The organism is Sporosarcina sp. FSL K6-3508, from assembly GCF_038615825.1.
GTDB classification, from domain to species: Bacteria; Bacillota; Bacilli; order Bacillales_A; family Planococcaceae; genus Sporosarcina; species Sporosarcina newyorkensis.
This window is the reverse complement of sequence record NZ_CP152016.1, coordinates 2931263-2951284: the sequence shown is the minus strand read 5'-3', so window position 1 is coordinate 2951284 and position 20022 is coordinate 2931263. Positions and strand designations below refer to the sequence as shown.

The 20022-nt window shown below is 41.7% G+C and carries 23 protein-coding genes, 1 other RNA gene and 2 riboswitches; of the genes, 16 read left to right on the top strand and 8 right to left on the bottom strand.

All coding sequences use genetic code 11. From position 1 onward, the window contains the following. Positions 1-5 precede the first annotated feature (5 nt). Positions 6-815, bottom strand: a complete 810-nt coding sequence (gene tatC / locus MKX97_RS14700) for a twin-arginine translocase subunit TatC (RefSeq protein WP_078818563.1) — start codon at positions 813-815, stop codon at positions 6-8. Next, positions 816-1028 (bottom strand): twin-arginine translocase TatA/TatE family subunit, encoded by a 213-nt coding sequence (gene tatA / locus MKX97_RS14695; RefSeq protein ID WP_078818562.1) that lies wholly within the window; start codon positions 1026-1028, stop codon positions 816-818. 187 nt (positions 1029-1215) lie between these two features. Between tatA and MKX97_RS14690 the strand changes: the two genes are divergently transcribed. From MKX97_RS14690 to MKX97_RS14680, 3 genes are read left to right on the top strand one after another with little or no spacing between them, the layout of a single operon-like run. Beyond that, entirely contained in the window at positions 1216-2583 is a 1368-nt protein-coding gene (locus MKX97_RS14690; protein WP_009498679.1) for a spore germination protein, read from the top strand. After that, positions 2580-3677: a GerAB/ArcD/ProY family transporter gene (locus MKX97_RS14685; protein ID WP_078818561.1), complete on the top strand. Its 1098-nt coding sequence runs from the start codon at positions 2580-2582 to the stop codon at positions 3675-3677. The genes MKX97_RS14690 and MKX97_RS14685 overlap by 4 nt, the downstream gene beginning before the upstream one ends. Beyond that, positions 3674-4798, top strand: coding sequence for a Ger(x)C family spore germination protein (locus tag MKX97_RS14680; RefSeq protein WP_176132607.1), 1125 nt, complete (start codon positions 3674-3676; stop codon positions 4796-4798). The genes MKX97_RS14685 and MKX97_RS14680 overlap by 4 nt, the downstream gene beginning before the upstream one ends. Positions 4799-5493: 695 nt before the next feature. Here MKX97_RS14680 and MKX97_RS14675 read toward each other — a convergent pair. Beyond that, entirely contained in the window at positions 5494-5670 is a 177-nt protein-coding gene (locus tag MKX97_RS14675; RefSeq protein WP_009498674.1) for a hypothetical protein, read from the bottom strand. Positions 5671-5830: 160 nt separating this feature from the next. Further along, on the bottom strand, positions 5831-6328 hold the full coding sequence (locus tag MKX97_RS14670) for a DUF3231 family protein (RefSeq protein ID WP_078818559.1): 498 nt from the start codon (positions 6326-6328) through the stop codon (positions 5831-5833). A gap of 165 nt (positions 6329-6493) precedes the next feature. Here MKX97_RS14670 and MKX97_RS14665 point away from each other — a divergent pair, with 165 nt between their 5' ends. Beyond that, positions 6494-6817, top strand: a complete 324-nt coding sequence (locus MKX97_RS14665; protein ID WP_009498670.1) for a four-helix bundle copper-binding protein — start codon at positions 6494-6496, stop codon at positions 6815-6817. A gap of 81 nt (positions 6818-6898) precedes the next feature. Here the strand turns inward: MKX97_RS14665 and ssrS are convergent. Beyond that, a non-coding RNA gene (ssrS, locus tag MKX97_RS14660) (6S RNA) lies at positions 6899-7092 on the bottom strand. Between the two features lie 115 nt (positions 7093-7207). Between ssrS and MKX97_RS14655 the strand changes: the two genes are divergently transcribed. The 3 genes from MKX97_RS14655 to MKX97_RS14645 all read left to right on the top strand — a co-directional run bounded on the left by MKX97_RS14655 (position 7208) and on the right by MKX97_RS14645 (position 8639). Next, positions 7208-7441, top strand: coding sequence for a spectrin repeat,Rudiment single hybrid domain protein (locus MKX97_RS14655; protein WP_009498669.1), 234 nt, complete (start codon positions 7208-7210; stop codon positions 7439-7441). Between the two features lie 209 nt (positions 7442-7650). Beyond that, positions 7651-8166 carry a type 1 glutamine amidotransferase domain-containing protein gene (locus MKX97_RS14650; RefSeq protein ID WP_078818507.1) on the top strand — a complete coding sequence of 172 codons (516 nt, stop codon included), beginning with the start codon at positions 7651-7653 and terminating at the stop codon, positions 8164-8166. 290 nt (positions 8167-8456) lie between these two features. Next, on the top strand, positions 8457-8639 hold the full coding sequence (locus MKX97_RS14645; RefSeq protein WP_009498667.1) for a hypothetical protein: 183 nt from the start codon (positions 8457-8459) through the stop codon (positions 8637-8639). A gap of 91 nt (positions 8640-8730) precedes the next feature. On the opposite strand, the gene MKX97_RS14640 is transcribed toward MKX97_RS14645, so the two are convergent. Further along, complete coding sequence (locus tag MKX97_RS14640; RefSeq protein ID WP_040759850.1) at positions 8731-9861, bottom strand: methionine biosynthesis PLP-dependent protein; 1131 nt, start codon at positions 9859-9861, stop codon at positions 8731-8733. An 81-nt stretch (positions 9862-9942) separates the two neighbouring features. After that, positions 9943-10046: riboswitch (SAM riboswitch) on the bottom strand. Positions 10047-10200: 154 nt separating this feature from the next. On the opposite strand from MKX97_RS14640, the gene MKX97_RS14635 reads away from it, so the two are divergent. The 5 genes from MKX97_RS14635 (at position 10201) to MKX97_RS14615 (ending at position 13645) form a co-directional block, all read left to right on the top strand. Further along, complete coding sequence (locus MKX97_RS14635) at positions 10201-10545, top strand: multidrug efflux SMR transporter (RefSeq protein WP_009498664.1); 345 nt, start codon at positions 10201-10203, stop codon at positions 10543-10545. 2 nt (positions 10546-10547) lie between these two features. Beyond that, a complete protein-coding gene (locus MKX97_RS14630; protein ID WP_040759849.1) occupies positions 10548-10862 on the top strand; it encodes a multidrug efflux SMR transporter in 315 nt (104 codons plus the stop codon). Continuing rightward, complete coding sequence (locus MKX97_RS14625) at positions 10855-11394, top strand: methylated-DNA--[protein]-cysteine S-methyltransferase (protein WP_342536313.1); 540 nt, start codon at positions 10855-10857, stop codon at positions 11392-11394. The genes MKX97_RS14630 and MKX97_RS14625 overlap by 8 nt, the downstream gene beginning before the upstream one ends. 45 nt (positions 11395-11439) lie before the next feature. Then, positions 11440-11556, top strand: a riboswitch (TPP riboswitch). A gap of 127 nt (positions 11557-11683) precedes the next feature. Beyond that, the gene (thiC, locus tag MKX97_RS14620) at positions 11684-13459 is read left to right on the top strand and encodes a phosphomethylpyrimidine synthase ThiC (protein ID WP_342536312.1); all 1776 of its coding nucleotides are present in this window, start codon (positions 11684-11686) and stop codon (positions 13457-13459) included. Between the two features lie 15 nt (positions 13460-13474). After that, on the top strand, positions 13475-13645 hold the full coding sequence (locus tag MKX97_RS14615) for a hypothetical protein (RefSeq protein ID WP_009498658.1): 171 nt from the start codon (positions 13475-13477) through the stop codon (positions 13643-13645). A gap of 110 nt (positions 13646-13755) precedes the next feature. On the opposite strand, the gene MKX97_RS14610 is transcribed toward MKX97_RS14615, so the two are convergent. Next, the gene (locus tag MKX97_RS14610; protein ID WP_342536311.1) at positions 13756-15582 is read right to left on the bottom strand and encodes an L-lactate permease; all 1827 of its coding nucleotides are present in this window, start codon (positions 15580-15582) and stop codon (positions 13756-13758) included. Between the two features lie 233 nt (positions 15583-15815). On the opposite strand from MKX97_RS14610, the gene MKX97_RS14605 reads away from it, so the two are divergent. The 4 genes from MKX97_RS14605 (at position 15816) to MKX97_RS14590 (ending at position 19578) form a co-directional block, all read left to right on the top strand. Beyond that, positions 15816-16538 carry a FadR/GntR family transcriptional regulator gene (locus MKX97_RS14605; protein ID WP_009498656.1) on the top strand — a complete coding sequence of 241 codons (723 nt, stop codon included), beginning with the start codon at positions 15816-15818 and terminating at the stop codon, positions 16536-16538. 157 nt (positions 16539-16695) lie between these two features. Beyond that, complete coding sequence (locus MKX97_RS14600) at positions 16696-17415, top strand: (Fe-S)-binding protein (protein ID WP_078818502.1); 720 nt, start codon at positions 16696-16698, stop codon at positions 17413-17415. A 22-nt stretch (positions 17416-17437) separates the two neighbouring features. Continuing rightward, positions 17438-18859 (top strand): LutB/LldF family L-lactate oxidation iron-sulfur protein, encoded by a 1422-nt coding sequence (locus tag MKX97_RS14595; RefSeq protein ID WP_078818501.1) that lies wholly within the window; start codon positions 17438-17440, stop codon positions 18857-18859. A gap of 2 nt (positions 18860-18861) precedes the next feature. After that, positions 18862-19578 carry a lactate utilization protein C gene (locus tag MKX97_RS14590; protein WP_009498651.1) on the top strand — a complete coding sequence of 239 codons (717 nt, stop codon included), beginning with the start codon at positions 18862-18864 and terminating at the stop codon, positions 19576-19578. Between the two features lie 39 nt (positions 19579-19617). On the opposite strand, the gene MKX97_RS14585 is transcribed toward MKX97_RS14590, so the two are convergent. Beyond that, complete coding sequence (locus MKX97_RS14585) at positions 19618-19887, bottom strand: hypothetical protein (protein ID WP_040759845.1); 270 nt, start codon at positions 19885-19887, stop codon at positions 19618-19620. Positions 19888-20022 lie beyond the last annotated feature (135 nt).

The window sequence follows — 20022 nt, the reverse complement described above, 5'->3', positions numbered from 1 at the left end:
GCCAATCACACCGGCCGTGATTGGCTTTCTTCTGTTGCTCTCAGTTGAGCACGTTTTTCTGTATGTATCACCAAGCGAATGCTTGCTTCATACAGGAGAATCATTGGAATGAGTACAATAAGCTGGCTGATAAAATCAGGCGGGGTGATTAATGCAGAGAGAACGGCCAATACAACATATGACCACTTTCGTACTTTTTTCATCGTATCGCCTGTCAATAAACCGATTGCGGCAAGAAACATAGCGACCATTGGCAACTCGAATAACAACCCGATTGGCATGGTCGTCAGCAGCAAAAAGCGTACATATTCTTGTGCAGAAATTAAAATATCGAAATTCATTGCACCTAACGAGATTAGGAAGTTATAACTCAACGGATTGACAATGAAATAGCCAAAAGCTAAGCCAGCAGCAAATAAAATAAACATCACTGGCGAGTAAAGACTGAGGAATCGACTCTCCTTTTCGTTTAAACCAGGTCTCACAAATTGCCATAAAAAATTGCATAAGAATGGCAGTGCTAAACCGAGAGCCAGCGCTGCAGAGATTGTGGTATAAAAGGTGATGATCTCTAATGGTCCCAAGACGATAAGTTTGTGACCTCTCGTTACATAAGGAAACCACAAATTTATCGTACTGAAAGCTCCGATGAAGAAGACTAAAAAGACAGCAATACTTTTAACCAGCTGTTTTCTCAGATCCGTCAAATGCTCTACAAGTGTCGGCTCCATCGTAGAATCGTTGGTACTTGAATCTTTTGACCCGACAGATGCAACGTGTTCATTCGTTTGTTTTTCTTCTGTGGGTACTGTCATTTACTTCACCTGCTCTTGTACTTCAGTTTTCTGTGCTTCAGTTTTTGGTTGGTCATCATCGTCATCCATTATATCCTTTGCGGATTTTTTAAACTCTGCTAAAGTTTTTCCTACCGCAGAACCGACCTCGGGCAATTTACGTGGTCCAAATAAAATCAAAATGATAACTAAGATGATAATTAACCCCGGTACTCCAATGGCTGCTAAATTCATAGCATTTCCTCCTTTCTCTCCTTAAAAATCAAGTCCTTTTTATATAATAGCCAGTTTCCGACCGCCTAAAACAATTTCCTATGTATTTTTTTATGAAAGAATTGAAAAGGGGATATTTTTGACTAAATTTATGGACTTTCGGGCAAGCTACGGTCTATACGAGATGCATTGAGGAAGTGACAGGAAAATGGATGAAAATACAGAAAATCCGAATACCCCCGAGTACATGAAACGTCTAACCAAAAAACTAGAACCATCTGATGATATTGTACAAAATACCTTGACGATAGAAGGAAAGAAAGTTCATCTTCTGTTTTTGAAAAGTGTAGTCGACCCACTTCAACTGCAATCCGTCATTGTGAAACCATTTTTTGAAATGAAGGAAGAAAGACATTACGCGGAATATATCAATTCGCTGCCGTATAAAACCAAGTTACCGTCCGGTGATCGTGAAGTAATGATCGAACTGACAAAAGGTAATGTATTGGTCATGGTTAACAATCAACTGACCTTGCTGGAATTAAAAATTGTAGCAAATAATATGGTGCAAGAGGCGGATTTGGAACCGACTATGCATGGCCCTCAAATGGGGATGAGTGAAAGTTTGGAAATTAACATCAATATAATTCGGCAACGTTATCACGATCCATCCCTCATTGTAGAGACACTTGAATTGGATGAACAATCAAATCGAGGTATTGCCCTTCTTTACGATAAGGATAGAGTCAGACCGGGCGTGCTGGATAAGATCAAGGAACGACTCCAACCATTGGATGTTGAATTGGTTCAAGCTGCAGATGAGTTGATATATTATTTGAATAACAAAAAACGCAGCCTGTTCCCCACGAGCCTTCTTTCTGGACGCCCTGATCGATTGATTAACAATATAACGGCTGGAAAAGTCATCATTTTGGTTGATGGGAGTCCGCATGCTATTGTGACGCCGATTGTCTTTTTTGACTTTATGGCATCTATGGAAGATAGGTACCATTCTTATTGGATTATGGTGGGAGCTATGGTCTTGCGCTACGGCGGACTTTTCACTTGTCTCATGCTGCCGGGAATTTATGTGGGGGTTACATCCTATAATCCGGACGTATTCAGAACAGAACTTGCTCTTACAGTAGCAGCAAGTCGGATAGGTGTTCCATATCCATCATTTATTGAAGTGTTTTTCATGTTGATTTTTATCGAACTACTCACGGAAGCCAGTTTACGTCTTCCTGTAACGATTAGTGCAACAGCCACAACGGTCGGTGGGTTAATTTTGGGAACCGCTGTTGTCGAGGCTGCTTTAGCATCCAATATTATCGTAATTGTCGTTTCCCTCGTTGCCATATCTACATTCGTAATTCCGGTCAATGAGATGAGTTACGCTATTAGGATCTGCCGATTTTTCCTATTACTTTATGCGACATTGTTCGGGTTGGCGGGACTTGTTTTAGGAATGTTGGGGCTTATTATGTTTTTGTCGAACAAAGACAGTTTAGGACAGCCTTACCTACGCATGTATTGGTGGAATCGTGAAAAGGAATTAAAGGCGGGTAAGAGATGAGTCGATTCGTCTATTTTCTAATTACAACTAATATGATAGCGAATATAGCAGCCTCTTTGCCAAGGGTTCTTCTAAGCGGAAGTAATAATGGGGCAATTACTTCCATGGCGTTGGCTTTGATTTTCGGAGTGTTTGCCACTTGGTCAGTGATTCGATTACTAAGTTCATTTCCTGGAAAAACACTTCCAGAATTAATGGAAACATATTTATCGAAATGGTTATTTGTTCCGTTGCTTCTTTTCTTTGCAATCAATTGGTATGTTAGTGGGTTGGCAACGTTGATTACGTATTCGGATATATTGCTCCGATACCTAACACCTGAAATGTCTATTTATTCAATTGTCGGCACCTTCATTCTGTTTATTACATTTGGTTTAGTGATGAAAGGTCGAAGTGTCTTGTACACAATAGAAATCATTCTTGTATTACTTGTCCCCATAATTTTATATTTCTTATTAAAAGTATATTTAGATCGACAATTGGATTGGGATAATGTTGGAGTAGCGATTATGAATGTAAACAGCTTCCCCAATTATACCCTATTTACAGCCTCTTCCTATATATTCTTGGGTTTTTTTGACATGCTATATTTTAATAAATATATAAAGAAGAAAATGAAATTTGGTATTAAAGAGGGACTGATTGTCGGAGGGATGGGCTTCTTCGTTTTATTTACAACCTATTTTATCCCAATTGGCTTTATTGGTTTTGATGGAATTGAAGATATTCTCTATCCATGGATTGTAACCACGGATTCAATTCGAATGAAATTTGGAGTAGTCGAACGTATTATTTTTATATTCCTTTTGATTTTCCTTGCCATTGCGTTCTTAAACATTATGATTCATTGGCATGTGTCGTTAAAATTTTTTCAAGGCGCTTTAGGAATCGATAAATTAGAAAAAAGAAAAAAAAGGACGATAGCGAACAGTATTCTCATCATCGCTTTTTGGACGGTAAGTATAGTTGTCGCTGTTAAAATAACAGAATATGGTTTGTTTAAGTATATCAACTATTTTTACGGTACATTACCATTCCTTTTTATATTGCTTATGGGGACGTTGATGTTGGTGAAACGGAGGGCAAACTCTTGAAATATAGACGATCTTCTGTTAAAGACATACTTTTGACCTTCCTCCTGATAGGAACAGTTATTCTTCAATCTGGCTGTGCCTTTAAAGATATTGATAAACGGTTATTCGTCTCTGCAATTGGAGTGGATCCTTCGGAAAATATGGAGAACGGCTATAAAGTTACGTTGAAAATTGCGTTGCCCTACGGTGCCATTAAGGAGTCAACACAGCCAAGCTATGCGTATCTCTCTCAAGAGGGGGAAACAATAGGAGAGTCAATTAGGATGTTAGAGACGCATGTTGATAAAGTATTAGAACTTGGACATATGAAGGTAATTGTCATCAACGAAGAACTTCTTTCGGGATCTTTACGACCGTTTATGGACTTCTTTACCAGAAGGGGCGATATTCAGTTGATTGCCTACGTAGCGGCGGCGCGACCATCCGCTGAGAAGGTATTGAAAACAGAGCCAAAAACGGAAGCGCCTGCTTCTGTCTCTTTATTTAACTATTTTGGGGATTCAGGAACGGAAAGTCCTTATATTATCACAACGTATTTATTTCAATTGAGACGAGATTATATCATGGAAGGAATAAGTCCTGTCTTGCCAGTTATTACGACAAATGGCGATCATGAAGAACTTATTGTCAATAAAAGTCTGGTTATTGGAGGCGAAAATGAGTCCGCTTCGCTTGATAACATCGAAACAAAATATTACAATTCTCTCTTCAAAGATGCTAATGGTTTCTCTTATAAGACGGAGCAAGGTAAGATGAGGCTGCTTTTGAATTTTGACAGAATTAAAATGAAGTACAAAATTATCACGAAAAATGGAGTACCGCAGGCGATTGACATGAAGGTGACAATGGCAGGAGAAGTAGGTGAGTCTGAACAAAGGCTGTCCTTATCTAAATTGGATAAGTACGACAAAATGGCAGAAGAGGAAATTAAAAAGAAAATACTTCATCTCTTGAAGGATATGCAGGAAAAGAAATTGGATCCTTTCGGTTTCGGCTTGCGTTACCGGTCCACGAGACTGCAAAAGGATGGCCTTTATGAGACGTGGAAAGAAGCCTATCCTGAATTGGAGTTTAGAGTGAGTGTGGATGTGAAGTTGATGAGTATGGGAACGAATCAATGACCCGAAGAAGGACATTGATTCGAGAGTTTTTTCGAGATGCACTTCAAAAGTTAGAGCAGCAATTTAACTTTTGGAGTGATTTATTATGACTAAAATAGCAATGAAATTAAGCCGTAAGTGTCTAAAGAAAAGGAACGACTTGGTCATAGCACATTGACTAGAAAAGATGGTGTGGAGGCAGAAGTACAGGAAGGAAATCTGGCGAACGCATGCCCTCTAAATTAGAGAAGAATACTCTTCAGGAGCTAAAAGAACAATACAATAAAAGGGGGATAACGGAAAGACTCTCTCGTGGCATCCCAGTTTGTATTTAATATTCAGCTCGGTAAACACGCTTATGGAGGTGTTCTTAAAGATCAGTGAACGTAAGAATCGCTCAATAAACGCAGAGTATTTAAACGTTCAGATGATTTCTTATGGATAAAGTCTTCGGGCTATTGAGGCAAGAGATGTATTATGGAAAATAATTTACAAATAGAATAAATAGAAATGAGATATTAAGATCACCTTTCGTTGTCTTAACGAAAACAGCAATTGGCTGGCATGAGTTCGGTCCGATACCGTCCTCATACCAGCCAATTGACTGCTGTATAAACGCTAACAATAAGATGGCACTATTATCTGGATATCGACTAATCGTTCATTAATTAGTTTCCAGATTGATTAGAGAAGGCCTATTGGAAAGTCTCCTCTAGTTATTTTCGGTTATTGCGTCGTTCTCTGTTTTGCTCATCATCTTGTCGTTGGCGTTTTTGGTCGAAGTTAAACTCTTCACCAAACTCCATGTTTTCTGCTTGATCCTGTCTCTCACGCTGGTTCTGCTGATCTTGACGTTGGTCTTGACGCTGACGATCGTTTTTTCGGTTATCCATTAAAAAACACATCCTTTAAAGTTGTTAGATGATGACATCTACACCTATAGATTGAGCAGAATTACGCTTTATATGAGTGGAAAAAAATTCATCTTAATGGGTCGGCCAGTGAATAAAAAAACTCCGTCTTGCACGAATGCAGTACGGAGTTTTAGCTAGCTCATGACATATGAAGAGGTGGCGGGATAATCCAGCCTTTTGATTTGTTTAGGTTCAGTAATTTTGCGCCGAATGCCACTTTTTCCAAATGAAACTTCGCGAATAGCGCGGCGATGTCTTCACGCAAGCATTGACCCATTGCCATACTACATGAAACAAGCCCTTGACCTACGTTAATGGAGACGGCCGCACTGATTTCAGGATCCATGAACCGAGCTCCAGCTGGAATTTCCTCTGGATTTGATTTTGGTCTTTCTGGCAATGCGGGGGGAGGCGTGATACCGTTTGCTTTTAGCACTTTGCCGAATTCTTTATTCTCAGCTTTCATCGTCTTAATCGCTTCCTCCAACAGTGCGATTAAGTCTGCGTCCTCGGCATGATTGACAAATGCTTCATACCCACTAATCAACCCATTATTTGAGCCCATAAACGACCAAACAGCAATTACTTCACCATAATGCATTGGCTCATCTTTCGGATTACCGTCTAAAATACCCAAAAAATCACTCCTTAATATCATGATAATGTTCAGGTATAGTTTTTGCGTAAATCATTTTTTTATGCATACACTTTTTAGAAGTTTTAAAAACAAGACGGAACTCTCAGTTTAAGATGAATGAAAGCGGGAAGATTACTTAGGAATTAACAAATTGGAGGCGATTGGATGAATTCTCAATATGAAGACGTATTGCGTGTACTGGAAGACTGTGTGAAGGCTTGTAATCAATGCTTTGATGCGTGTTTAAAAGAAGAAGACGTTAAAATGATGGCGAATTGCATTCGATTGGATCGGGAATGTGCGGATAGTTGTTCGTATGCAATACAAGCGATTACTCGCGAAAGCCCATTTACTGCGCAAATTCTCAAGTTGTGTGCAGACATTTGTGAAAAATGTGCGGAAGAATGCGCAAAACACGACCATGATCATTGTCAGAAGTGTGCAGAAGCTTGTCGTAAATGTGCACAGGCATGTCGAAGTGCCGCGTAATTAGGTTAAGTTAAAGAGTTTTTTTGAATCAAGTATACAAAAAACACCTTTCACATCATGTGAAAGGTGTTTTCGTTCGTTATAAAAGCCGTCTTTGCCGTAATTTAGTCATAGAAAGTTTTAAACCACCACTCCTCGAAGTGGGTGTTTGCAGAAACGTTCCTGTACGTCCGAGTTGCTAAAAGGAACCCGGCATGCCATTTCCGTTCCGTAATAAACTCCCTGTTACAGCTTAAAGGTTAAAACTTAATGTCATACGAACAATACAGCTTGTAAATTTATAATACACCCGAACAGCTGAAAATGCAAATGGAAAGTTTTTCAATGAAACGAAACTTAAGCGGTTATAAAAACGTATAAAGAAGAAAACTTGGAGGAGCGATTAGATCTATGGATACGAATGAAACATCTCCGCAAAAAAATGAACTAATTTCTAAGCAATCGCAGGAAATCAGTACGCTGAATACAGAAGTAGAAGAGCTTCGTAAAGAAGTGAAGCAATTGCGTGAAGACTTGGAATTGATTAATGTCTTTCAGAAGAAGCCGGTTGTGTCGACGGAACTGGTCCAAACCGTTGGGGGTCTTATTATCGCCGCTCTTGTCATCATTGGTATATTTTTTTAAACGAGTTTTTTTCTAATGTAATTAGAAAAGTACCAGGAATATGCACAGAGATTCAAGTTGATATAAGCAGGCAAATTTTCTGGAAAGATGAAACGAATACGACCGTAAATTTAGATACTGAGGATAAGAGACAGCTTAGCCGTGCGATGTTTAGATCTTTTAATTCGTGGAATAGTAGGTCTAGAACATCACATAAGGAGTGGTAAGCAATGGCAAAGATCGCAACAGTACTAGGAGACATGTTTGAGGACTCAGAATATACGAAGCCGGCCAAAGCCTATAAAGATGCTGGACATGAAGTCGAAGTGATTGGGACGGAAGCTGGATCGGCAGTTACCGGTATGAAAGAAAACACGAAAGTAAAAGTCGATAAAGGAATTGACAATGCGAAGTCATCAGATTATGATGCTTTATTTATCCCAGGTGGATTCTCCCCAGATATTTTGCGCGCAGATGATCGTTTTGTAAAATTTGTCAAAGAATTCATGGATGCCGACAAACCAGTTTTTGCTATCTGTCATGGACCACAGCTATTGATCACGGCGAAAACATTAGAAGGTCGTGACGCAACAGGATACAAATCGATTCGTGTCGATATGGAATATGCGGGTGCAAAGTACGCAGACAAAGAAGTCGTTGTCTGTCAGAATCAGCTAGTCACAAGCCGTCAGCCTGATGATATCCCGGCATTTAACAGAGAATCCTTAAAACTGTTGGAAAAATAATAGTTGAAAAGTGACTGTCCTGAAAGTCAGAAATGGCTTTTAGGGCAGTTTTTTCTTTGGGGAGAACAAAGAACACGCTAAAGTACAGCCGCCCCGAAGCAATGCAGCTTTTTTGTTGGACTAATATGCATATTTCAAGTTAATCGTGAAGTAGAATAAACCGATAGCATTCGAATTGAAAAAGGTTCTCACTTGCACTTGAAAATTGTTCTCAACTAGAGTATGCTAAATACAACGAATTATTCAGAACCTTTGGGGAATCTTTAACTTGAAAGGTCGGGGATCTTGTTATGTATAAGTTGATTACATTGGCAATTATAGCGGGTATTGGCATAGGCACGACTGCCGGGTTTTCCTTAGGGAGTAAAGAGTGGGCGGGCATGCTGGCAGGTGTGGCGGCATTGGCATTTATTGTAGTGCCGGCAACAGTTGTTTACTCAGCGGAAAAGAAGAAATGGCAGCAAACTCAATGAGCATTTAACAGACATCCTTCTCTCTAGGATGTCTTTTTTATTGCTAGGAAAGAAAAAATCCTCTTGCACTTGAACGCAAGAGGAGAAGGGATTAATGAATATTTACGGCTTCTACTGCTTCTTTCGCAGCGTACAGTGCTTGTTTGACATCGGCAATTAAATCATCCGCATCCTCCACCCCGACTGAGAAGCGCAAGAGTCGATCATCGACACCGCGTCGATTCCGTTCTTCAATCGGAATGTCCATATGCGTCTGTGTTGTTGGATACGTGATGAAACTTTCGACGCCTCCAAGACTCTCTGCAAAGGAAATGAGTTTCATATTCTCTAAGAACGGTCCTACCCACTCGCTGTTTTGTACGCGGAACGAGAGCATACCGCCGATGCCGGCGTACAAGACATCTGCGATTAAAGGTTCTTGCTTCAAATAGGCTACCATTTCTTTTGCATTCGCGTCATGCTGCTTCATTCTCAAATGGAGTGTTTTGAGACCGCGGACTACGAGCCATGAATCAAACGGAGATAGTGTAGCGCCACTCGCATTATGGTTCGTGAACAAGCGGTCGCAAAGTTCTTCGCCTTTTGCTACGACAAGACCAGCAAGCACGTCATTATGACCACCGATATATTTCGTAGCGCTATGGATAACGATATCCGCACCTTCCTCAATCGGTCGTTGGAAATACGGTGTAAGGAACGTATTATCAACAATTAGCAACAGGCCATGCTTTTTAGCAAGTTCTGCATAAGTTGCGACGTTAATCTGCAGCATAAGCGGGTTGGTAGGTGTCTCCAAAAATATCGCTTTTGTACGATCTGTAATTGCTTGTTCAACTTCTGAAACATCTTCAAATGTTAGGTAGTGTGTAGAAATCTGATAGGTTTTCTCATACTGTTGGAATAAACGATAGGTGCCGCCATACAGGTCCTCAGGGGCAAGGATTTCGTCACCTGTTTTAAACAGTGACAAGATTAGTTGAATAGCTGCCATTCCGGAGCTGCAGGCATAGCCTTGATCACCGGATTCTAAATCGGCAATGCCGTCTTCCAAAATAGAACGAGTCGGATTTTTTGTCCGCGTATAATCGTAGCCGGTAGACTGACCTAACCCTTCGTGATGATAAGCTGTTGATAAATAAATCGGTGTATTGACTGCGCCCGTTTTCTTATCGCTGTTATTCCCCAGCTGGACTAATCTTGTTTCTAATTCATTGTTTGTCATAGTATCCATCCCCTTCAGAAAAATAAAAAAGAGCCTCTTCATTTCGAATAGGCCCTCGAACATACAACATTTTCTTCAGTATTCTCATCTTCAAGGCGGTGTTCACCCTTGGAATTAGCACCATGCCAAGCTGGCTGGTTGCTGAGACTTCTTTGGGCCTATCCCTCCGTCTCTCTCGATAAGAATATTCTTAATATAGGAAAAATTATTAGTGGATTCATTCTATCATGCGAACATAGCAGATGCAAGCTTACTTCTACTAGGAATGCTTTTTTCGTTTAACTGAAAGGTTTGTTATACTAATAGACACTATAGAGCGAATGAAAGGAGACGTTAACTTTGGCTTGGAGTTATGTCGCTTTAGCTGCGGTCGTAGAAATATTTTGGGTGGTGGGACTGCGCTATTCGGAGACGTTTCTGCATTGGATCGGAACTGGAGGCGCGATTATATTTAGTTTTTATTTCATTATTAAGGCATGTGAGAAATTGCCTTCAGGGACTGTTTATGCTGTCTTCACCGGTTCAGGCGCTGCAGCCATTCTATTAGTTGATATTTTCGTTTTCCACGCGGACTTCACCTGGATTACGCTGTCATTTATCTGTTTGATTGTCATCGGGGTTGTTGGTATCAAACTGACTACAGATGAGCAGTCGGATGAAGCGAATCAAGAAGGGGGCAGTTGACGTTGGCTTGGGTTTATTTAGCGATTGCCAGTCTTGGAGAAATCTTTGGGGTTATAAGCATCAATTATTACTTGCAGAAACGTACGATCAAGCGTCTCCTACTCATAGTTGGAGTATTCAGTTTCGGCTTTGTTTTTTTATCGTTAGCGATGCGCGATATTCAAATGAGTACGGCTTATGCAGTCTGGACAGGATTGGGAGCGGCAGGGGCAGTCCTGGCTGGTATTCTAATCTTTAAAGAGTCTGCAAGTGTGAAAAGGATTTTCTTTTTGTCATTGATTATAGTAGGGGCCGTTGGATTGAAGCTGTTTGGCTAATAGAAAGGTAGTGGGGAAACTGGTTTATTGGACAAGTTTTGATGTGGAAGGTTGGAACGTAACAATGGCAGCGACTGAAAGGGGCCTTCTCTATGTAGGCTTAGCTGAAGATGCTGAGGAAAAAATGAAGAGTTGGCTCACCAAACAATATGGCGCTGGCGAAGTGAAGGAAAATGCAGACAGATTAGCTGAATACGCAAATGAAGTGAGAAGTTACTTGTCTGGAGAAGTGCAAGATTTCACATGCTCCGTGGATTGGTCAGGCACACCATTTCAAAACAAGGTGTGGAAAGCGCTTCAAGATATTCCGTATGGACAATTGGTGACATATTCAGACATTGCCGAGATAATCGGTCATCCTTCTGCAATTCGAGCAGCTGCTTCCGCGATTGGAAAGAATCCGTTGTTGCTTGTCATCCCATGTCATCGGGTCATCGCAAAAAATGGAAGTCTATCGGGCTACCGGGATGGTCAGCAACTGAAAGATCGGTTGATTCGAATGGAAGGTAATTCTTTTACTTCCTCTAGTTGACAAAGCATTACTCTATGATAAACTATAGTTGTTCGACAATTCAATAATCATAACTAGGGGTGTCCAGCGCGACTGGACTGAGATGGGATGAGTAAAATGCATTCCGAACTCTTTGGACCTGATCTGGCTCGTACCAGCGTGGGGAAGTTTTCAATCTATCAATCAGCGTACTTTTGTGCGTTTTTGAAAGACCAGGTCCTTTTTTTATGGAGCTGGTCTTTTTTTGTGCTGCTGATTCCCTTTACTCGGATGGAGTCATGGTCTGCCCTCACAAAGGAGACGATGACAAATGAAACAAACGACAGAAAAAGAGATCCACATTCACGATTGTTTTCCGGCAAGCAGAAAAGTATATGTACAAGGAAGTCGATCCGATTTGCTTGTACCTATGCGCGAAATTGAACTATCACCAACCGTGACAGAGCAAGATGAGTTTCCGAATGAACCGTTCCGCGTTTATGATACGAGCGGAAAATACACGGAAGCAGGCTATGAAGTCGATATTAAAAAAGGACTTCCAGCCATTAAGGAAAATTGGATATGGGAACGTAATGACGTGGAAGAATATGAAGGAAGACAAGTAAAACCACAGGATAATGGCTATCGTTCAATAGAGCAAATGAATAACGATGCGCAATTTCCTTTATTGAAGCGCAAACCGCTGCGAGCTAAAAAGGGAAAGAATGTTACGCAGATGCATTATGCACGAAAAGGGATGATCACACCTGAAATGGAGTTCATTGCGATTCGTGAAGGCGTTGAATCGGAGTTGGTACGCGATGAGGTTGCGAGAGGACGGGCAATCATTCCGTCCAATATTAACCACCCCGAAGCAGAGCCTATGATTATCGGCAGTAAATTTCATGTCAAAATTAATGCGAATATCGGAAATTCCGCAGTCTCTTCATCGATTGCAGAAGAAGTGGAGAAGATGACGTGGGCAACACGCTGGGGTGCGGACAATATTATGGATTTATCGACAGGTAAGAATATCCATACGACACGTGAGTGGATCATCCGAAATTCCCCTGTACCGGTGGGGACAGTTCCGCTCTATCAGGCGCTCGAAAAAGTGAATGGAAAAGTGGAAGATTTATCATGGGAAGTCTTCCGCGACACATTGATTGAACAGGCCGAGCAAGGCGTCAGCTATTTCACGATTCATGCGGGGGTACTGCTACGCTATATACCGCTGACGGTTAACCGAGTGACAGGCATTGTCTCACGTGGCGGTTCGATTATGGCGCAATGGTGCATGCTTCATCATGAAGAAAGTTTTCTCTACACGCATTTCGAGGAAATTTGTGAAATCATGAAGCAGTATGATATCGCATTTTCATTGGGAGATGGCTTGCGTCCGGGATCGATTGCAGATGCTAATGATGAAGCGCAATTTGCTGAGCTGGATACGCTTGGTGAACTGACGAAAATTGCTTGGAAGCACGATGTGCAAGTGATGGTCGAAGGACCTGGGCATGTACCGATGCATTTAATTAAGGAAAATGTTGATAAACAAATGGAAGTTTGTCAGGAGGCACCATTCTATACATTAGGTCCGTTGACGACAGATATCGCGCCTGCGTATGACCACATCACATCTGCAATTGGTGCTGCGATGATCGGGTGGTTCGGGACTGCGATGCTGTGCTATGTAACGCCAAAAGAGCATCTCGGATTACCAAATAAAGAGGATGTTCGTGAAGGTGTCATCACATATAAAATAGCTGCCCATGCAGCAGACTTAGCGAAAGGCCATCCAAATGCACAAAAGCGCGATGATGCATTATCCAAAGCTCGCTTCGAATTTCGTTGGAGAGATCAATTCAATCTGAGTCTAGATCCAGAACGAGCGATGGAATATCACGATGAAACGTTACCGGCAGAAGGGGCGAAAGTATCTCATTTCTGTTCAATGTGCGGGCCGAAATTCTGCAGTATGCGTATTTCTCACGACATTCGAAAGTACGTGGATAAAAATAGTCCAGAAGAGAATCTGGCAATCGAAAAAGGAATGCAGGAAAAAGCGGAAGAATTCAAAAGATCTGGTGCTAAAATCTATCTTTGATTAGGAGTGGGTTAGATGACTTCAGCAAAACAGTTAGTTCGTCATATTGTTGTGCAGCGCCAAGGTCTACGTGAATTAGAGGAAAAGTTATATAAGTTGCAAGCCGAATGTATCCATGAATATATAGAAACTTCGACACATAGAGAATGTGAAAAGTGCCAGAAGGTGGAGAGTATTCATTATTAAAAATAGGTTGCAGGAAGTACGTAACGTATCAGAGTAGACGCGAACCGAGTAAATAAAATTTAACCATGACAAAAAAGAGCCAATCAGTGGCTCTTTTTTGCATTCTATAATTACGATGGTTGACGCAATGATTCTACTGACAACATCCGTTTATCTGTCGCCATTTTGATGGTATATGCCGCCATAATTCCAATAGCGAGGATCAACCAGATATTTAGGAATCCGTGGATAAATGCCATGCCGAAGAATCCAGCTGCCAATAAATAATAACTGAGCGGGAACAGTACACGGCGAATCAACAGACCCTCTTTACCGATTAACCCAACTGTCGCCGAAGCTGCAACGACATTGTGCACACAGATCATGTTACCGGCAGCGCCTCCCACGGCCTGCATTGCAACGACAATTCCGGCTTGTGTCGTATCCAAACCGATATTGCCCGCGGCGCCGAATTGGAACAGAGAAAACATCATATTACTGAACGTATTGCTTCCTGCTATGAAAGCGCCGAGCGCACCAACAATTGGAGCAACGAGCGGCCAGAAATCTCCAGCGACGACAGAGACACTTTCAGCTAAAACTAACGGCATGTTTTCGCCTATTAATGATGTACTATCAGCCGCTGCTTTACCTGCTGCAAGCGAAGTATTCAAGAATATTTTGATCATCGGTACAGCAAAGATCAGTGCCACCCCCGCGGTTACCGCCGTGATAAATGAGCTTTTCCATGCTGATAAATACTCCCTAGGTTTCATTCGATGAAAGAAGTAACCAAACAGTGAAGCTACAATAAAGAAAAAGCCAGGCAAGAATAAAGGTGTCGAGACCGTGGTGATACCTGAACCGAACATGTCTTCAAACTTCAACGTAATAGCTGAGTGTTTCAATAAACTTTCGAAAGGCTCTGCCGTTCTCGATAGGACGAGTAATACTGCAAGTACGACATATGGCATCCATGCATTTAACATAGAAATCTTACGGCTTTCATCCAAAGGCTTGGCAGCTTCATGGTTCAGCTTGCCGAACCAATCCTCCTCCCACTGGGCACGAGGTGGAAATTCAAACGAATCTTCTGTTTTAGGCATGAACAATCCCTTACGAGCAGCAGGAACGACGATGATCAATGACACGAGTGCGCCAAGTAAAGAAGGAAATTCAGGACCTAATGTAAGGCCGATCAGGAAATACGGAATAGTGAAGGCCAACCCTGCGAATAGAGCGAATTTCCAGACTTTTAAGCCTTCACGGAATGACTTGCTGGGACTAAAGAAGCGAGTCAGTAAAGCTGCCAAAAATAATGGGATCAATGAGCCGACTACGCCATGGATCAAAACCGTGTTGGTAGTGATTTGGAGTAAGTACTCCGGGAAGCTCATACCCATTTTATCCAATGCCGTCATAACGGCTGGTTGATCCGCAAGACCAGTATTTACGCCGATTTGTATTGGAGTACCAATGGCCCCAAAAGAAACGGCAGTACTTTGAATAACGAGTGATACCATGACAGCAGCTAGCGCCGGAAAACCAACGGCAACTAATAGTGGGGCAGCAACAGCAGCGGGCGTACCGAAACCTGATGCACCTTCGATAAAGGAACCAAATAAGAACGCAATGATGATTGCTTGAATTCGCCGGTCAGGCGAGATCGAAGTGAAACCGTTCCGAATCGTATGTATGGCACCGCTTTCTTTAATGGTATTTAACAGTAACACTGCGCCAAAGACGATAAATATAACTTCCAAGGCAGTAATTAAACCGTTAAATGCAGCCCCTGCAACGATATTACCCTTTGTTCCCCAGATGAATGTAGCGATGAGAGCAGTGACGACGAGAGCAATAGGCATAGCCCGGCTAGCAGGCCAGTTCAATAAGACGAGAAAAACTAAAATCGTGACAATAGGCAATAAAGCAATCAGCGATAAAATCAATAAGTTCAAATAAATAGCCTCCTTTTTGATAGGTTAGATTGGAAAGCGTTTTCAAATAGTGTTAGATCATTAGGTCATCTGATGACCTAATGACTGATAACTCTTTTCACGATTATATAGACTACCATATTAAAAGACAAGCAATTTTTTATATTTTTAGATTACATGCTTTGTTTACACGTTTTAAGTCATAATAATGCATTATGGATTATAATGAGAGTAGAAGACAGGAGTGAAGATTCTTGAAATATAAGCAAATCAAGCCGAAGAAAATATATGAAGAAGTAGCTGAAGCGTTATTGAATTCGATCCGCTCGGGGGAGTTGAAGCCAGGAGATAAACTAGAATCTGTTCAGCAATTGGCGGAAAGCTTTAATGTGGGACGTTCAGCTATTCGCGAAGCATTGACTTCTTTACGTGCAATGGGATTGATTGAAATGCGTCAAGGTGAAGGGACATATGTTATGGAATTTTCATCAGATGATTTGGTGTTCCCTCTGCATAGTGCGATGTTAATGGGCGAGGAAGATGTCTTTCATTTACTAGAGGTCAGAAAGATATTAGAAGCCGGTGCTGCATATGCTGCTGCTGAAAAACGTACGGAAGCAGATTTAATTAAGATGGAAAAAGCCTTGAACGAAATGAAAGAACACGCAGGAGATATTCTTCTCGGAGAAAAAGCAGATTTAGACTTTCATTTTGCTATTGCCAGGGCCAGCGGAAATCCTATTTTGGTTAGTTTGATGAATCAAGTATCTGACCTGATGGGGGAATCGATGAGGGAAACCCGCCGAATTTGTCTGTACACTGAAACGACGACTGTAGACCGTTTGCATGAAGAGCATGAAGCAATTTTCTTGGCAATTAAAAATGAATCACCCGATCTAGCCGCTACAAGTATGAAAGAACATTTGTTTAACGTAGAATCGGTTTTATCTAATTATATGCGCTCGCTAAGCGAGTAACCAATTTCACCCGATTTGCAATCGGGTGAAATTTTTTAACAGAAAATATAGAGAACATCTATTAAACCTGAAAGTTTTGTAGTATGCTATGAAATAACTATAAGTCATCTGATGACCTGTTGACTCTGAAAAGTCTATCCCAGAAAGGTGAATGAAAATGAAAGTCAGCTTATTTATTACATGTCTCGTAGACATGTTTTATGCAGATGCAGGAAAAGACATGGTAGAAGTATTGGAAAGGCAAGGCTGTGAATTATCCTTCCCCAAAGGCCAGGTATGTTGCGGGCAGCCTGCCTACAATAGTGGCTACGTGGAAAATTCTAAATCGGCGATGAAAAATATGATCAAAACGTTTGATGGCGCGGAATTTGTTGTTACGCCATCTGGATCATGCGCAACGATGTTCAAGATGTATCCTGAAGTTTTCAAAGATGATCCACAATGGAGAACGAAAGCTCAAGAGCTTGCAGATAAAACGTATGAATTCACAGAGTTTCTTGTAGATGTACTCAAAGTAGAGAATGTCGGAGCAAAACTATCTGGGAAAGCAACTTATCATCCATCCTGCCATATGACTAGATTGCTAGGCGTCAAGGAAGCACCAAAAAAATTACTTGAGCAAGTCGAAGGTCTTGAAATGGTTCCGTTACCGAACGCTCATAATTGCTGTGGTTTTGGCGGCACGTTTTCGGTCAAGATGGGTGACATTTCTGAACAGATGGTAGATGAAAAAGTAAACAGTGCGATTGAAACAGAGGCTGATTATTTAATCGGGGCGGATTGCGGCTGCTTGATGAATATTGGAGGACGTGCGGAACGGACAGGAAAGCCGATCCGTGTTATGCATATAGCACAAGTATTGAATAGTCACGAGTAATTCAGAAATGAGGTGAAGCTTTATGGCAATGAAATTCAGTACGAAAAACTTTACGGATCGAACGAAAGATAATATTTCAGATGATTTTATGCGCAAGGCAGTGGCAGGGGCACAAGAAAGGTTGCACGGTCGTCGATTGGATGCTGCTGAAGAGCTCGGAAACTGGGAGGAATGGCGTTCTCATGGAGAAGAAATCCGTCAGCATGTCCTAGAAAATCTTGACTTCTATTTGCATCAGCTCAGTGAAAATGTAGCCGAACGTGGCGGCCGTGTATTCTTTGCCAAAACGGCGGAAGAAGCAAGCGTATATATCCGGGACGTTGTAGAGAAAAAAGAAGGTAAGAAAGTCGTTAAATCTAAATCTATGGTGACGGAAGAGATTAATTTGAATTCAGTTCTCGAAGAAGCTGGATGTGAAGTCATTGAGACGGATTTAGGTGAATACATTTTGCAGGTGGATGATCACGATCCGCCATCTCATATCGTAGCGCCGGCGCTACATAAAAATAGAGATCAAATCCGTGATGTTTTTGCGGAGAAATTGGATTATAATAAAACATCCAAGCCGGAGGAACTGGCATTACATGCACGTGAAAAGCTTCGCAAAGAGTTTTTGGCAGCGGATATCGGCATTACTGGCTGTAATTTCGCAATTGCAGAAACGGGATCGATCAGTCTCGTGACCAATGAAGGGAATGCACGGCTTGTTTCCGCATTGCCGAAAACACAGATTACAGTGATGGGTATGGAGCGTGTCGTTCCTTCCTTTGAAGAATTCGAAGTACTGGTCAGCCTTTTGACACGCAGTGCGGTTGGTCAAAAATTGACAAGCTATGTGACTGCGTTGACAGGCCCAAGAGGCGAAGGGGATGTGGATGGTCCTGAGGAATTTCATTTAGTGATCGTAGACAATGGACGTTCGGAAATTCTAGGTACTGAATTCCAATCAGTTTTGCAATGCATCCGTTGTGCTGCTTGCGTCAACGTCTGTCCTGTCTATCGTCATATTGGCGGGCATTCTTACGGCTCGATTTACTCGGGGCCGATTGGTGCAGTATTGTCACCTTTGCTTGGCGGTTATGATGATTTCAAGGAACTGCCGTATGCCTCTACGTTATGCGGAGCATGTACGGATGCGTGTCCGGTAAAGATTCCGCTTCATGAGTTGCTTCATCAGCATCGTCAAGTCATCGTGGAAGAAGAAGGCAGAGCACCGATTTCCGAAAGACTTGCAATGAAAGCGTTTGGAATTGGAGCCTCATCCAATCCGTTGTATTCCATGGGAGCGAAAGTTGCTTCCACTGCGATGAGACCATTGACGAAAAACGATCGCATCTCAAAAGGACCGGGTCCGCTTAAAGAGTGGACGGACTTGCGTGAGTTTCCTGCTGTAGGCAATCAACGTTTCCGAGATTGGTTCTATGATCAGAAAGGAGGCAAATAATCATGACAGGAACGATTCGAAACCGAGACACCTTCCTTACTGAAATTGCCACCCGTTTAGGTCGGGAACCTAAATTGAACGTGCAGAAACCCGTGTGGAAACATCAGCCGCAACGCGCGGTATTAAAGGACGCTTCAGCAGATGAACTGTTAGAAGTGCTGCGCAATCAATGTCTGCAAATTCATACGGATTTAATTGAGACAAAATTGGCAGATCTTCCAAAAACCTTGGCTGAAGCCGTCAAATTATACGGCGGTGGACCGTTGTCGTTATGGAAAGATGAGCGTTTTGACAAATACGGGTTGACCAATTTAATTGAAAATGAATGGCCGGCGGAAAATATAGAAGTGAATAGCTGGGACACTACACTCGGTGAGAAGAATATCGAATTGGCGGAACAAGCGAATATTGGAATTACATTCAGTGATATGACTCTTGCGGAATCGGGTACCGTCGTGCTGTTAAGCAGTTCTGATAAAGGACGTTCCGTTAGCTTGTTGCCTACGAATTATATCGCGATCATTCCGAAAAGTACGCTCGTTCCAAGAATCACCCAGGCGGCAGACTTGATACGAGAGAAAATCGATAACGGCGAACAAGTGCCTTCCTGCATCAACTTCATTACGGGTCCCAGTAACTCTGCAGACATTGAAATGAATTTGGTAATCGGAGTACATGGTCCTGTGAAAGCTGCTTATATAATAGTAAATGACTGTTGATTGTCATTGAAAAACCTTCCAACTTAGGAAGGTTTTTTCTCATATATCTTCTTTTAATCGATCTACATATTCTTTTGCTTCCAATAAAGAGAAACCATACATTTCTCTTGATAGTTTCACTGCTTTTATACTCTCACCGGCATGGATCAATGAAAGGATTTCATCATTTGCAGGCGGCTCGGGGAAATTTTGTGTCAATTGATTCAGCATTGACTGCTGCCGAGCCAGGCGTCTTTCAATGGCATCTAACTTAGTTAAAATTAAAAAGCCGAAAACAACGATAACGGACACAAGCAAGATTATATTCAATATTATCACTCCTTATACTTCTGTACGAAGTGAAAGTCAAAAAGTTTCAAGAATGAATTATGACGAAGATGGTTACTTTACGAAGAAAAAGGGGAAATAGTGTATAATGGTACCATCATTGCAGCGGAAGAAGGA

Bases quoted from the DNA above. Each gene is read 5' to 3' on its own strand.
- MKX97_RS14685 (WP_078818561.1), top strand. From the start codon at position 2,580: ATGAGTCGATTCGTCTATTTTCTAATTACAACTAATATGATAGCGAAT.
- MKX97_RS14665 (WP_009498670.1), top strand. From the start codon at position 6,494: ATGAATTCTCAATATGAAGACGTATTGCGTGTACTGGAAGACTGTGTG.
- thiC (WP_342536312.1), top strand. From the start codon at position 11,684: ATGAAACAAACGACAGAAAAAGAGATCCACATTCACGATTGTTTTCCG.
- MKX97_RS14650 (WP_078818507.1), top strand. From the start codon at position 7,651: ATGGCAAAGATCGCAACAGTACTAGGAGACATGTTTGAGGACTCAGAA.
- MKX97_RS14675 (WP_009498674.1), bottom strand. From the start codon at position 5,670: ATGGATAACCGAAAAAACGATCGTCAGCGTCAAGACCAACGTCAAGAT.
- MKX97_RS14640 (WP_040759850.1), bottom strand. From the start codon at position 9,861: ATGACAAACAATGAATTAGAAACAAGATTAGTCCAGCTGGGGAATAAC.
- MKX97_RS14690 (WP_009498679.1), top strand. From the start codon at position 1,216: ATGGATGAAAATACAGAAAATCCGAATACCCCCGAGTACATGAAACGT.
- MKX97_RS14615 (WP_009498658.1), top strand. From the start codon at position 13,475: ATGACTTCAGCAAAACAGTTAGTTCGTCATATTGTTGTGCAGCGCCAA.
- MKX97_RS14655 (WP_009498669.1), top strand. From the start codon at position 7,208: ATGGATACGAATGAAACATCTCCGCAAAAAAATGAACTAATTTCTAAG.
- MKX97_RS14600 (WP_078818502.1), top strand. From the start codon at position 16,696: ATGAAAGTCAGCTTATTTATTACATGTCTCGTAGACATGTTTTATGCA.
- tatA (WP_078818562.1), bottom strand. From the start codon at position 1,028: ATGAATTTAGCAGCCATTGGAGTACCGGGGTTAATTATCATCTTAGTT.
- MKX97_RS14595 (WP_078818501.1), top strand. From the start codon at position 17,438: ATGGCAATGAAATTCAGTACGAAAAACTTTACGGATCGAACGAAAGAT.
- tatC (WP_078818563.1), bottom strand. From the start codon at position 815: ATGACAGTACCCACAGAAGAAAAACAAACGAATGAACACGTTGCATCT.
- MKX97_RS14590 (WP_009498651.1), top strand. From the start codon at position 18,862: ATGACAGGAACGATTCGAAACCGAGACACCTTCCTTACTGAAATTGCC.
- MKX97_RS14645 (WP_009498667.1), top strand. From the start codon at position 8,457: ATGTATAAGTTGATTACATTGGCAATTATAGCGGGTATTGGCATAGGC.